The 13,289-nt window shown below is 53.6% G+C and carries 14 protein-coding genes; 6 read left to right on the forward strand and 8 right to left on the reverse strand.

The genetic code is table 11. The features are described 5' to 3' along the window. Positions 1–217: 217 nt before the first annotated feature. Positions 218–457, reverse strand: coding sequence for a septal ring assembly protein ZapB (gene zapB / locus HED65_RS20915; RefSeq protein WP_010436935.1), 240 nt, complete (start codon positions 455–457; stop codon positions 218–220). A 398-nt stretch (positions 458–855) separates the two neighbouring features. Here zapB and HED65_RS20920 point away from each other — a divergent pair, with 398 nt between their 5' ends. The 4 genes from HED65_RS20920 to fpr all read left to right on the forward strand — a co-directional run bounded on the left by HED65_RS20920 (position 856) and on the right by fpr (position 5,184). After that, on the forward strand, positions 856–1,701 hold the full coding sequence (locus HED65_RS20920; protein WP_114980017.1) for an MIP/aquaporin family protein: 846 nt from the start codon (positions 856–858) through the stop codon (positions 1,699–1,701). Between the two features lie 21 nt (positions 1,702–1,722). Beyond that, positions 1,723–3,231, forward strand: coding sequence for a glycerol kinase GlpK (glpK, locus tag HED65_RS20925; protein ID WP_028018115.1), 1,509 nt, complete (start codon positions 1,723–1,725; stop codon positions 3,229–3,231). A gap of 99 nt (positions 3,232–3,330) precedes the next feature. Beyond that, positions 3,331–4,341, forward strand: a complete 1,011-nt coding sequence (gene glpX, locus HED65_RS20930; RefSeq protein ID WP_114980018.1) for a class II fructose-bisphosphatase — start codon at positions 3,331–3,333, stop codon at positions 4,339–4,341. Positions 4,342–4,437: 96 nt separating this feature from the next. Further along, positions 4,438–5,184: a ferredoxin--NADP(+) reductase gene (gene fpr, locus HED65_RS20935; protein ID WP_114980019.1), complete on the forward strand. Its 747-nt coding sequence runs from the start codon at positions 4,438–4,440 to the stop codon at positions 5,182–5,184. Here the strand turns inward: fpr and HED65_RS20940 are convergent, their stop codons facing one another. Then, entirely contained in the window at positions 5,185–5,604 is a 420-nt protein-coding gene (locus HED65_RS20940; RefSeq protein ID WP_114980020.1) for a DUF805 domain-containing protein, read from the reverse strand. 112 nt (positions 5,605–5,716) lie between these two features. Here HED65_RS20940 and HED65_RS20945 point away from each other — a divergent pair, with 112 nt between their 5' ends. Beyond that, complete coding sequence (locus HED65_RS20945) at positions 5,717–6,313, forward strand: DUF1454 family protein (protein WP_114980021.1); 597 nt, start codon at positions 5,717–5,719, stop codon at positions 6,311–6,313. A 111-nt stretch (positions 6,314–6,424) separates the two neighbouring features. Beyond that, positions 6,425–7,192 (forward strand): triose-phosphate isomerase, encoded by a 768-nt coding sequence (tpiA, locus tag HED65_RS20950; RefSeq protein ID WP_014172206.1) that lies wholly within the window; start codon positions 6,425–6,427, stop codon positions 7,190–7,192. Positions 7,193–7,236: 44 nt separating this feature from the next. Here the strand turns inward: tpiA and HED65_RS20955 are convergent, their stop codons facing one another. The 6 genes from HED65_RS20955 to cpxP form a co-directional block, all read right to left on the reverse strand. Next, positions 7,237–8,541, reverse strand: a complete 1,305-nt coding sequence (locus HED65_RS20955; protein ID WP_114980022.1) for an SLC13 family permease — start codon at positions 8,539–8,541, stop codon at positions 7,237–7,239. 73 nt (positions 8,542–8,614) lie between these two features. Beyond that, positions 8,615–9,358 carry a CDP-diacylglycerol diphosphatase gene (locus HED65_RS20960; RefSeq protein ID WP_114980023.1) on the reverse strand — a complete coding sequence of 248 codons (744 nt, stop codon included), beginning with the start codon at positions 9,356–9,358 and terminating at the stop codon, positions 8,615–8,617. A 111-nt stretch (positions 9,359–9,469) separates the two neighbouring features. Beyond that, the gene (locus HED65_RS20965) at positions 9,470–10,459 is read right to left on the reverse strand and encodes a sulfate ABC transporter substrate-binding protein (RefSeq protein ID WP_114980024.1); all 990 of its coding nucleotides are present in this window, start codon (positions 10,457–10,459) and stop codon (positions 9,470–9,472) included. A gap of 134 nt (positions 10,460–10,593) precedes the next feature. Then, positions 10,594–11,556 (reverse strand): 6-phosphofructokinase, encoded by a 963-nt coding sequence (pfkA, locus tag HED65_RS20970; protein ID WP_028018123.1) that lies wholly within the window; start codon positions 11,554–11,556, stop codon positions 10,594–10,596. Between the two features lie 174 nt (positions 11,557–11,730). After that, a complete protein-coding gene (gene fieF, locus HED65_RS20975; RefSeq protein ID WP_114980025.1) occupies positions 11,731–12,624 on the reverse strand; it encodes a CDF family cation-efflux transporter FieF in 894 nt (297 codons plus the stop codon). A gap of 152 nt (positions 12,625–12,776) precedes the next feature. Further along, entirely contained in the window at positions 12,777–13,283 is a 507-nt protein-coding gene (cpxP, locus tag HED65_RS20980; protein WP_114980026.1) for a cell-envelope stress modulator CpxP, read from the reverse strand. Positions 13,284–13,289 lie beyond the last annotated feature (6 nt).

Below are 13,289 nucleotides of genomic sequence, written 5' to 3' on the forward strand. Positions count from 1 at the left end.
TGCACCGTCACCACTGTTCAGATAGTGGAGAACAACTTTCTGCTTGAATTCAGATGAATATTTTTTTCTGCCCATTGAAACGCAAAACCCCTAATCATTGGATGTCCAACTTTCGGGGTTCACTTCATCTGGCGGCCTTTTTTATAACTGGCATAAAAAAACCGGGAGGCGGCGACGCCATACCCGGCTTGTTCGAATCTGCAGTTCCCGTAAGAAATTAGACTTCTTCCATACGTCCCAGCAGCGCCTGCAGGCGATCCTGCCAGCCGTTCTGCTGTTCGCGCAGCTGGTTGTTTTCGCGCTCCAGTTCTTCGCGGCCGTGCTGAGCGTTCTGAACTTCCTGCGCCAGGCTGTTGTTCTTCTCTTTCAGCTCTTCAATTTCCATCTGCAGCAGGGTGATGGTGTCAATCGCCTGCTGTACTTTCGATTCCAGTTTCTCAAACACTTCTAAAGACATGATGCTACCTCTCCTGAATTGCAAGGCGACGCTTTAACGTAAACGCGCACGACATATACCGTCGATTGTATGGAGCACGGCGCTCTGTGTCCAGCGACACACCGCGCAGATCGCGGTTTGCAACACTTTTAGGTCTGGTCCTGGTGCGTTCGCGTCATATCACCCTAAATTGTTAACTCATTCGTTAATGAAATGATTCAGCTCACATTCCGCCACTGATGCAAAAATGTGCTTTATGGCGCGAAAACGCTCATTTTATGACGAAGACCACACATTTTGATTTCGATATTTCTCGTTTTTGCTCGTTAACGATAAATTAACACTATGTCTACAGGGCATCGTGGCTGTCACGGGCGGCCATGCTAACAATAAACATCAATTTCTTCAGGATTCCGATTATGAGTCAGACATCAACCTTAAAAGGCCAGTGCATTGCCGAGTTCCTTGGTACCGGGTTGTTGATATTCTTCGGAGTGGGCTGTGTCGCTGCACTGAAAGTGGCGGGTGCCAGTTTTGGTCAGTGGGAAATCAGTATTATCTGGGGTCTGGGCGTGGCGATGGCCATCTACCTGACTGCAGGTGTTTCTGGTGCACATCTTAACCCGGCGGTGACTATCGCACTGTGGCTGTTCGCGTGCTTCGACGGACGCAAAGTTGTTCCTTTCATTCTTTCTCAGTTTGCCGGCGCGTTTTGCGCAGCGGCGTTAGTTTATGGGCTTTATTACAATCTTTTCATCGACTTCGAACAGACGCATCATATGGTGCGCGGCAGTGTCGAAAGTCTGGACCTGGCAGGTATCTTCTCAACCTATCCAAACCCGCATATCAATTTTGTGCAGGCGTTCGCAGTTGAAATGGTGATTACCGCTATCCTGATGGGCGTTATCCTGGCGCTGACCGACGACGGAAACGGCATTCCGCGCGGTCCGCTGGCCCCCCTGCTGATTGGCCTGCTGATTGCGGTGATTGGCGCATCAATGGGCCCACTGACTGGGTTTGCGATGAACCCGGCACGTGATATCGGACCAAAAGCCTTCGCCTTTATTGCGGGTTGGGGTGACGTGGCCTTCACTGGCGGTAAAGACATTCCTTACTTCCTGGTTCCGTTATTTGCGCCGGTTGTCGGGGCTGCGCTGGGTGCATTTAGCTACCGCAAATTAATTGGTCGCCACTTACCGTGCGACACCTGTGTGGAAGAGGAGAAGGAAACGACTTCTGCCGCACAACATAAAGCTTCGCTGTAATCTGACTACGGGACACATACCATGACCGAAAAAAAATATATCGTTGCGCTCGACCAGGGCACTACCAGCTCCCGCGCTGTCGTAATGGATCATGACGCGAACATCGTCAGCGTGTCACAGCGCGAATTTGAGCAAATTTATCCTCGTCCAGGCTGGGTAGAACACGACCCGATGGAGATCTGGGCATCGCAAAGCTCCACGCTGGTCGAAGTGCTGGCGAAAGCCGATATCAGTTCCGACGAGATTGCCGCGATTGGTATTACCAACCAGCGTGAAACGACGATTGTCTGGGAACGTGAAACCGGTAAGCCTATTTACAACGCCATTGTCTGGCAGTGCCGCCGCACATCAGAAATCTGTGAACAGCTGAAGCGCGATGGCATGGAAGAGTATGTGCGCAGCGCCACCGGTCTGGTTGTTGACCCGTATTTCTCCGGTACCAAGGTGAAGTGGATCCTCGACCACGTGGAAGGTTCACGTGAGCGTGCAAAACGTGGTGAGCTGCTGTTCGGTACGGTTGATACCTGGCTTATCTGGAAGATGACCCAGGGACGCGTCCACGTCACCGACTATACCAACGCCTCACGTACCATGCTGTTCAACATCAACACCCTAGAGTGGGATGACAAGATGCTGGACGCGTTGGATATCCCACGCGCGATGCTGCCTGAAGTACGCAAGTCTTCTGAGGTATACGGCCAGACCAACATCGGTGGTAAAGGCGGCACACGTATTCCTATCGCCGGTATCGCAGGTGACCAGCAGGCGGCGCTGTTCGGCCAGCTGTGTGTCAAGGAAGGGATGGCGAAGAACACCTATGGCACTGGCTGCTTTATGCTGATGAACACCGGCGAGAAAGCGGTGAAATCAGAAAACGGCTTGCTGACCACCATTGCCTGCGGCCCACGCGGCGAAGTGAACTACGCGCTGGAAGGTGCAGTGTTCATGGCGGGTGCGTCTATTCAGTGGCTGCGTGATGAGATGAAACTGATCAGCGATGCGTTCGACTCCGAGTACTTCGCGACCAAAGTGAAAGACACCAACGGCGTGTACGTGGTGCCTGCATTCACCGGTCTTGGCGCACCGTACTGGGACCCGTATGCACGCGGCGCGATTTTCGGCCTGACGCGTGGTGTGAACTCAAACCACATTATCCGCGCCACGCTGGAATCCATCGCCTACCAGACGCGCGACGTGCTGGAAGCGATGCAAGCTGACTCCGGCATTCGTCTGCACGCTCTGCGCGTGGACGGTGGTGCGGTCGCGAACAACTTCCTGATGCAGTTCCAGTCGGACATTCTGGGTACTCGCGTTGAGCGTCCTGAAGTGCGTGAAGTCACAGCGCTGGGTGCCGCATACCTCGCCGGTCTGGCAGTAGGTTTCTGGCAGAACCTGGACGAACTGCAGGAGAAAGCGGTGATCGAACGCGAATTCCGCCCAGGTATTGAAACCACCGAACGTAACTTCCGCTACAGCGGCTGGAAAAAAGCGGTGAAACGCGCCCTGGCGTGGGAAGATCACGAAGAGTAATTCCCCTCACCCTAACCCTCTCCCCAAAGGGGAGAGGGAACTCGTCTCCCCACTCTGTGATAAACTTCGTGCAATTCCTTTTGATTGCACGAGTACCTCATGAAACGTGAACTTGCTATCGAGTTTTCCCGCGTCACCGAAGCGGCCGCCCTCGCAGGCTATAAATGGCTGGGTCGTGGCGACAAAAATACCGCAGACGGTGCGGCTGTCCATGCCATGCGCATCGTCCTTAATCAGGTCAACATCGACGGCACCATCGTGATCGGCGAAGGCGAGATCGACGAAGCGCCAATGCTCTATATTGGTGAGAAAGTCGGCACCGGAAAAGGCGATGCGGTGGATATCGCCGTCGACCCGATCGAAGGCACACGCATGACGGCGATGGGTCAGGCCAACGCCCTGGCGGTGCTGGCAGTGGGCGACAAAGGCTGCTTCCTCAACGCGCCAGATATGTACATGGAAAAACTGATTGTCGGCCCGGGTGCCAAAGGCGCTATCGACCTCAGCCTGCCGCTGGAAGAGAACCTGCATAATATCGCCAAAGCATTGGGTAAACCGCTCAGCGAGCTGACCGTCACCATTCTGGCGAAACCGCGCCACGATGCCACGATTGTGCAGATGCAAAAACTCGGTGTGCGCGTGTTTGCCATTCCGGATGGCGACGTTGCCGCCTCGATTCTGACCTGCATGCCGGATAGCGAAGTCGATGTGCTTTATGGCATTGGTGGCGCGCCAGAAGGAGTCGTATCCGCAGCTGTGATCCGCGCCCTGGACGGCGACATGCAGGCACGCCTGCTGCCACGTCATGATGTCAAAGGCGATAGCGAAGAGAACCGTCGGATTGGCGAAGAGGAGCTGGCACGCTGCGAAGCGATGGGCATCGAAGCCCATAAAGTTCTCACTCTGGACGAAATGGCCCGCAGCGATAATGTTATCTTCTCGGCAACCGGCATCACGAAAGGTGATCTGCTGGACGGCATTACCCGCAAGGGCAACATGGCAACCACTGAAACGCTGCTGATCCGCGGTAAATCACGCACCATTCGTCGCATTCAGTCTATCCACTATCTCGACCGTAAAGACCCGGATGTACAGACGCACATTCTGTAAAACCGTTTGATCGATAGAGCTTTCCGGCCCAAATGGGCTGGAAATCTTCACGACAAGACAGGAAGATAGAACAGAGAAACAGCACAGGAGAAGATCATGGCGGACTGGGTAACAGGTAAAGTCACAAAGATACAGTTCTGGACCGATACGCTATTTAGTCTCACCCTGCATGCTCCCGTTCACCCGTTTACGGCCGGGCAATTTGCGAAGCTGGGGCTGGATGTCGACGGTGAACGCGTACAGCGCGCCTACTCTTACGTTAACGCGCCAGATAACCCGGATCTCGAGTTCTATCTGGTTACCGTTCCGGACGGCAAACTCAGCCCGCGCCTCGCCGCTCTAAAGCCCGGTGATGATGTGCAAATTGTGAGTGACGCTGCCGGCTTCTTTGTGCTCGACGAAATTCCTGACTGTGACACGCTATGGATGCTGGCAACCGGCACGGCCATCGGCCCTTATCTCTCCATTTTGCAATATGGCAAAGACCTTGAACGCTTTAAAAACATCGTGTTGGTTCATGCCGTACGCTACGCTGCAGACTTAAGCTATTTGCCGCAAATGCGCGAGCTGGAACAGAAGTATGGCGGTAAGCTCAAAATTCAAACGGTGGTCAGTCGTGAAACGGCAGAAGGTGCGCTGACGGGTCGTGTGCCGGCATTAATTGAGAGTGGAGTCCTGGAAAAAGCAGTGGGTTTGCCGATGACGGCGGAAACCAGCCACGTCATGCTGTGTGGAAACCCGCAGATGGTTCGTGACACGCAACAACTTCTGAAAGATACCCGGCAGATGACGAAACATCTTCGCCGCCGACCGGGCCATATGACCGCTGAACACTACTGGTGATCAGCGGAATTTCACCTCAAGGGTGTCTTTACCGTATTTGTTTTCGCTCTGGGTGCCAATAAACGCACCCAGATCGACAATCATCATCACGAAGATGACTGACGGCAGTAGCCTGCCGACGACCCAGGGAAGAATGGACGGAAGCATCGCCCAGTTCCCTGCCACCAGCATCCACGCCAGAATAATCAGAAATGCCCACGCACCGGAACGCCCGCGATCGTGCAGACGTTTTACCACCACGGCCGCTGTTGGCCATAGCAGACAGACCAGCGCAAATGCCGCCGTTTGCGTACTCAGCCATGCGTTGTAAGCAACAAAAAACAGAACCAGCATGGCGACGACCCATGTCACCATCCAGATCCAGAAATCACGGCGTCCAATACGCCCTTTGAATGAAAACAACCACTGCTGTATGGTCATGTAAGGTTCCTTATTATCGTATAGCGCGCATTTTACCCTGGAGTTGTGACCTTTTGACAAGCCGACCAGATATCGTTTTAATCATGAGCACTTACGGCCAGGGGCAATGTTGATGAAAAGTTCGGCACGTTCTCTTTTCCTGTGTTTAGCGCTGCTCAGCGCGGGCTTTCCCCTGCACGCTGCCGAAACCACCGCCCCGACAACGGCACCATATCTTCTGGCCGGTGCACCGTCTTTTGATCAGTCCATCAGCCAGTTTCGTGAAACCTTCAACCAGACCAACCCAACGCTGCCGCTGGATGAATTTCGTGCCATTGATAGCTCTCGTGATACGCCTACACTGACCCGTGCGGCAAGCAAGATTAACGAAAACTTGTATGCTTCAACGGCGCTGGAACGCGGCACGCTAAAAATCAAAAGTATGCAAATCACCTGGCTGCCGATTCAGGGGCCAGAGCAGAAAGCCGCGAAGGCGAAGGCGCTTGAGTATATGAGTGCGGTGTTGCAGGCCTTTACCCCGGCACTGACGAAAAAGCAAAGCCAGCAAAAGCTACAAAAACTCCTCACCGCCGGTAAAAACAAGCGTTACTACGCCGATACCGAAGGTGCGATTCGCTATGTTGTCGCAGACAACGGCGAAAAAGGACTGACCTTCGCAGTTGAACCGATTAAGCTGGCACTATCTGACACTCTCGGCGGGGCGAATTAATGACAAAAAGCAAAGCCTTTCGAGGGAAAATCTCTATACTGATTCACAGACCATGCTGCCCGACAGGGTGGCCATATTCCTTAATTCGCTTATTTAGCGTGGAGAATTGAAATGCGACATCCTTTAGTGATGGGTAACTGGAAACTGAACGGCAGCCGCCACATGGTAAACGAACTGGTTGCGAACCTGCGTAAAGAGCTGGCTGGCGTGACGGGCTGTGCGGTTGCTATCGCTCCGCCGGATATGTACCTGGATCTGGCTAAACACGCCGCTGACGGCAGCCACATCATTCTGGGTGCACAGAACGTTGACGTTAACCTGTCTGGCGCGTTCACCGGTGAAACCTCCGCTGAAATGCTGAAAGATATCGGCGCGAAATACATCATCATCGGCCACTCTGAGCGTCGTACCTATCACAAAGAATCCGACGAGTTCATCGCGAAGAAATTCGCTGTGCTGAAAGAGCAGGGTCTGATCCCAGTTCTGTGCATCGGTGAAACCGAAGCTGAAAACGAAGCTGGCAAAACGGAAGAAGTGTGTGCTCGCCAGATCGACGCAGTTCTGAAAACTCAGGGTGCGGCAGCATTCGAAGGCGCGGTCATTGCTTACGAGCCAGTCTGGGCGATCGGTACCGGCAAATCAGCAACCCCTGCGCAGGCTCAGGCAGTTCACAAGTTCATCCGTGATCACATTGCTAAAGCTGATGCGAAAGTGGCTGAGCAAGTGATTATCCAGTACGGCGGTTCCGTAAACGCCTCCAACGCTGCTGAGCTGTTCACCCAGCCAGACATCGATGGCGCACTGGTTGGCGGTGCATCCCTGAAAGCTGACGCTTTCGCGGTGATCGTTAAAGCAGCAGAAGCGGCTAAACAGGCATAATGCTGTTGTGGCGGGTGGCGCTTGCGCTTACCCGCCCTACTCCGCTACAAACGACCCAATACGCTAAACCACAAGTAATCCAGCGGCAACAGCACCAGATAGGTCGCTATCGCCAGCGCCAGACAGAGTACCATCCCCGCCTTTGCAGGCACCTTCCCGAGCCCCATTGCGACCACAATTGGCGACGCTTGATACGGCAGCAGCGGTGTGGAATAACCCAGCACCTGGATCATGATCACCGACAGCAGCGGGAAACCCGTCGCGTCGGAAAAACTCTGTGCCAGCGTGGTATACAGCGCAGGAACACCGTTGGCAGTCATAATGAAGTTGAGCGCCGTGGTGATCCCCGTCAGCGCCAGGAAACTGGTGAAGGGGTTATCAGCGTCCAGCGGCATTATCCGTAGCAAAGCTTCACCCACGGCTGCGCCAATCCCGGTCTGCGTCACCACAATCGCCAGACCAAGTATACCCGCGACATAAATACAGGTACGCATATTCACCCCGGCAGAAAACTCTTCTCCGGTGATAAAACCAATGCGCGGTAGAATGACGATGACCGAGGCCGCCAGCCCCGTCCACGCGGGCCCCACACCATGCCAGCTCTCTGTCACCCACATTCCCAGCACCACCGCCAGCAGCCAGGCGAGACGCTTTTCATCCCGCCCCATCGGTTCAGACGGTGCCTGATCCTTCGGTGGTTTTGGATTACCGGGAAAGAGCCAGCAGATCAGGCCAATCAGAATCAGACCTTTGAGAATGCCCAGTACGGGGGTGTGCAGCAGCAGATACGGGACGTAACTCAGGTGGATGCCGTACGAACCTTCCGCCGCACCGCTCATCACCAGGTTAGGGACGTTTGCAGGCAAAATAGTTGCCGAGAGCTGGAAAGTACCGAACCCCACAGCCAGCGCCAGGCCAAACCACGCCCGCGAACCGTCTGCGATACTCGCCCTTTTCGCCATCGCAGCAACGATAGGCATCAGGAGCGCAATACGCCCCATATTCGACGGCATCACAAACGCCAGCGCATAGCTCAGCAGTACCACGCTCGCCACCATCAACACCCAGGAATCGGTGAGCTTTGCCGAGAGCGCCCGCGCGGCCCTGTCCGCCAGACCGGTTTTTCGGATCGCCACGCCGAGCACAAAACCGCTAAACACCAGCCAGAACGCCGACGAGGCAAAACCGCCGAAGATCACCTCCGGCGGGGCGATTCTGGCGGTCATTGCCGCCGTGAAGAACAACAGTGCGGTGATAAATTCCGGTAATAGCGACGTCGCCCACAGCACGATAGTGACGCCAACAATCAGTGAGGGCAGCAGTAGAGGATGAGCTAACCAGAGCGACATACCTGTCTCCTGTAGATTTTTTCAGCAAGTCTACGGTGACAGGCAGCCGGAGTAAACGCGATTTATGGTGGGGTCACTTCAGGATAGTGCATTGATGATCCTGCAATTCCTCAGCCGACGCGCGATTAAGGGTCAGAAGGTTACGTTCCGTTGCCAGTAAAACAAAAGAGCCATCTGACTGCTGCGCCATCGCCAGCGCAAAGCGTCCCATATGGTCGCGTGCTTCCGGCAGCTCTTCAGCCAACATCATAAACGGACTGCGCTGCACCAGCTCATTCTCCGTTACCCGACGGGCAAGATACTCATGCCCTTCCAGCCCACCCGGCAGAGGCAGCCACTGGGTGCTAATTTCTCCCTGAGCCGCGTTTAGCTTCTCACGCACGTCCGGGCGCAGGCAGGAGATATGAATATGAAAATGGTTCTGCGTACGGCCTGTCGGGGAGTTAATCGTCAGTGAAATGGCGCTGTCAGGCACCTCGGTTCCACGCTTTAGCGTCATAAAACTGCGTGACTGCCACGCCAGCCAGAAAAAGTTCGGCGTGTGAGGCTCGGTCAAAAGCGGACTTTCTGTGCCGTTGATACGGTAGGTTGGCATCAGCAGATACTGCAGCGGTCCATTGCGGTCTTTAAACACCACATAACCTGCATCTGTTTTCACCTGCGCACACGGCGCCGGGTTACGGTTCTGGATCTGATTCGGCACACACTGGTCGAGAACGATATGTCGCAGCGCATCCGGATTACCCGCTTTCATCCAGTACCAGCCGCCAGCGGCAAGGGCGATGACAATCAGGATCAATAAGATAATTTTTTTCACAGCGCGTTCCCCGTATCCATTTGAAGTGAAAGAGTAACGCAAAATGATGACCAAATAAAAAACCCGGTGGATTTCTCACACCGGGTCACCGTGTCGTTCTTTGCGAAATACTTAGCGTTTGCTGATCTGGTCGAAGGTACCGCCGTTAGAGAAGTGATCTTTCTGGGCTTTGGTCCAGCCACCAAACTCGTCATCAATGGTGAAGAGCTTCAGTTTCGGGAATACATTCTCGTATTTCTTCGCAACCGCCGGGTCACGAGGACGATAGAAGTTTTTCGCCGCAATTTCCTGGCCTTCTGGCGAGTAGAGATACTTCAGGTAGGCTTCCGCCACTGCTTTGGTCTCTTTCTTCTCTACCACTTTGTCGACCACAGAAACAGTTGGTTCCGCGAGGATAGATTCGCTAGGGGTCACAATCTCGAATTTGTCTTTACCCAGTTCGTTGGTGGCCAGCAGGGCTTCGTTTTCCCATGCGATCAGCACATCACCAATACCACGCTCGACGAAAGTGTTGGTTGCGCCACGCGCGCCGGAGTCCAGCACCTCAACGTTTTTATACAGCGCTTTCACGAATTCCTGAGCTTTGGCCTGGTCACCGTTGTTGTGGTGCAGCGCGTAACCCCACGCCCCCAGGTAGTTCCAGCGAGCGCCGCCAGAGCTTTTTGGGTTAGGTGTGATGACTGACACACCGGGTTTAATCAGATCATTCCAGTCATGGATTTGTTTTGGGTTGCCTTTACGCACCAGGAAAACAATGGTCGAGGTGTAAGGCGCGGAGTTATCCGGCAGGCGTTTGATCCAGTTTTTATCTATACGACCACGTTCGGCGATGGCGTCGACATCGTAGGCCAGTGCCAGAGTGACCACATCGGCTTCAATACCGTTGATCACAGACGTCGCCTGCTTGCCGGAACCACCGTGAGACTGACGAACCACAACGTTGTCACCGGTTTGCTGCTTCCAGTGTGCAGCAAACGCTTTGTTGTACTGCTCGTAAAGTTCACGCGTCGGGTCGTATGACACGTTCAGTAACTGGATGTCCTTAGCCAGAACGCTGGTCGATGCCAGCAATAATGTTAAACCCACGCCCCATTTATTCATCGCCCAGCTCTCGTGTGTAGTGTTTTGATGAATGCAGCGTGCCAGAAAGAGATGCGATGATTAAAGAATAAAAAAAGATTGGCTATAACGTAGAGGAATAAAAGCCCTCTCCGCAACGGAGAGGGCTTGAGGGATCAGTACAGTTTTTTCGCGCAGTCCAGCCAGTCACCTTTGAATGGACGTTTCATGTTTTCAATGGCGTCAATGATGTCATGGTGCACCAGCTGCTCGTTCTGAATACCGACGCAGCGGCCGCCGTGACCCTGCAGCAGCAGTTCAATAGCGTATGCCCCCATACGGGACGCCAGAATACGGTCGTACGGTCCAGGGGAACCGCCACGCTGGATGTGTCCCAGTACGGTTGCACGGGTTTCACGTTTGGTTTCGGTTTCGATGTACTTCGCCAGCTCGTCAACATCACAGATGTGCTCGGTGATGGCAACAATCGCGTGTTTTTTACCTTTCGCGATACCTGCTTTGATTTCAGCCACCAGATCTTCACGGCTGAATTCCACTTCCGGCACAACCACGAACTCACAACCACCCGCAATCGCGGCAGCCAGGGTCAGGTCACCACAGTAACGACCCATCACTTCAACGATGGAGATACGCTGGTGAGAAGAAGAGGTGTCACGCAGACGGTCAATCGCTTCCACAACGGTACCCAGCGCGGTGAAGTAACCGATGGTGTAGTCAGTGCCTTTGATGTCGTTGTCGATAGTGCCTGGCAGACCGATGCACGGGAAGCCCATTTCAGTCAGACGTTTTGCACCCATATAAGAGCCGTCACCACCGATAACCACCAGGGCATCCAGGCCACGTTTTTTCATGTTCTCGATAGCCACTTCACGGACGTGTTCATCACGGAATTCCGGGAAGCGTGCAGACCCAAGGAAGGTACCGCCACGGTTGATCATGTCAGACACGCTGTAACGGTCGAGCTGAACCATACGGTCTTCGTACAGACCCAGGTAACCATCATAGATACCAAAAACTTCCAGACCTTCCGTCAGCGCTGCACGGACAACCCCACGAATTGCCGCGTTCATGCCCGGCGCATCACCGCCGCTTGTCAACACACCGATTTTCTTAATCATGACTACCTCTGAACTTAGGAATGCAAAATTGAAATCTGTTGCCGGAAGAAACTTATCGACCAACGAATACTGCAAATAGTATATCAATCACTTCCAGCTGAATTGATTCAGGTCAGACCAAATGGCGGTAATTTATACACAAAATGCTGGCCTGGCTCACTTTTTTACAACGAATTACGAAAACCCAACATGTCCAGGTACAACCGAGCAGGGATCCTGGTGAATAATGACGTCTGAACCAGGAAAACGCTGCAAAATCGCCTGCTCGACCTGCTCAGCAATAACGTGAGCCTGAACCAGTGGCAGGTTGTCTTCCATTTCAATGTGAATCTGAATAAAGCGGGTCGGCCCTGACTGCCGCGTTCGAAGATCGTGCGCACCACTGACACCAGGCCAGGAGGTCACAATAGTAAAAATTTCATTACGTTCTGAGTCAGGGAGGGCGCGATCAAGCAGCGATTGCACCGCTTCATACCCCATCCGTAAGGCACTATATAAAATATAGATACCAATCCCTAACGCGAACAACGCATCGGCCCGATGCCAGCCATACCAGGCCAGGCCGAGTGCAATAAGAATAGCCCCATTCATCATAACATCAGATTGATAATGAAGCATATCCGCCCGTACCGCCTGACTTTGCGTTTTGCGTACGACCCAGCGCTGGAACGTTACCAGAACAAGTGTGCTTATAAGTGCAACGATCGTCACAATCACGCCCACACCGGGATCGTTCATCGGTGACGGTGAGACAAGATGCTGAATGCCGGTTAAAAACAGGAACAGTGCAGACCCGGAAATGAACATACTTTGCGCCAGCGCGGCCAGCGACTCCGCTTTGCCGTGCCCAAATGTGTGCTCTTCATCCGCCGGTTGCAGTGAGTAACGCACCACCAGCAGGTTGGTCAGTGAGGCTGCAATATCCATCAATGAGTCTACCAGCGCCGCCAGAATACTGACCGAACCGGTATACCACCAGGCAAAGATTTTGATCAGTAGCAGGCTAGACGCCATGACGGTTGCCGCAATGGCGGCCCGGCTTACCAGCCTTCCATAGGATTGATTCATAAACACTCCTGTCATGTCATGCCGCTAGTATAACGGAAGCGTGAGGAGTCAAAGGATGAATAAACGGTTAACAAATTAGAATGAAGGCAAAAAAAACCCCCACATCATGTGGGGGAAGACAGGGATGGTGTCTATGGCAAGGAAAACAGGGTTTACTGGTTACTACGGGTACTGCTATTGCTACTGAAAAACGTCGTTTCCGAGTTTCGCTGCATCCGTGCAACCTCACGCAACTGGTCCATACGCTGCTGATGTTTGGTGTTCAAAACCGCTTGCTGCTCGGGCGTTAGCAGGTGGAACATTTGGTTGCGGACCTTCGCCATCTCTACCTGGCGGGCAACCTGTTCCTGTGCCATTTTCTCGGCCTGAGCGCGTACAGCGCTTTCGTCAAAATTTTCTGCGGTGACAAGGCGATGCATTGTCTCCATTTCGCTAACATTAACAGGGGGCTGGTCATGCCTTGCCCTCTGCATCAGATCTCGCATCTGTTGACGCTGATGTTCGGTTAAACTTATGCCGTCAAACATATGGCTTTGGCTACTGTGCTGCGTTGTGTCCTCTTGTGAGGAACCGTTATCGCTGATGATAGCTACAGCAGCCTGGCTAAACGCACTGAACGCCAGCGTTGAGGCCATGACGGCAGCGGTAACTTTGCGCATCACTTG

This window comes from Pantoea sp. LS15 (assembly GCF_012241585.1).
Lineage (GTDB): Bacteria > Pseudomonadota > Gammaproteobacteria > Enterobacterales > Enterobacteriaceae > Enterobacter.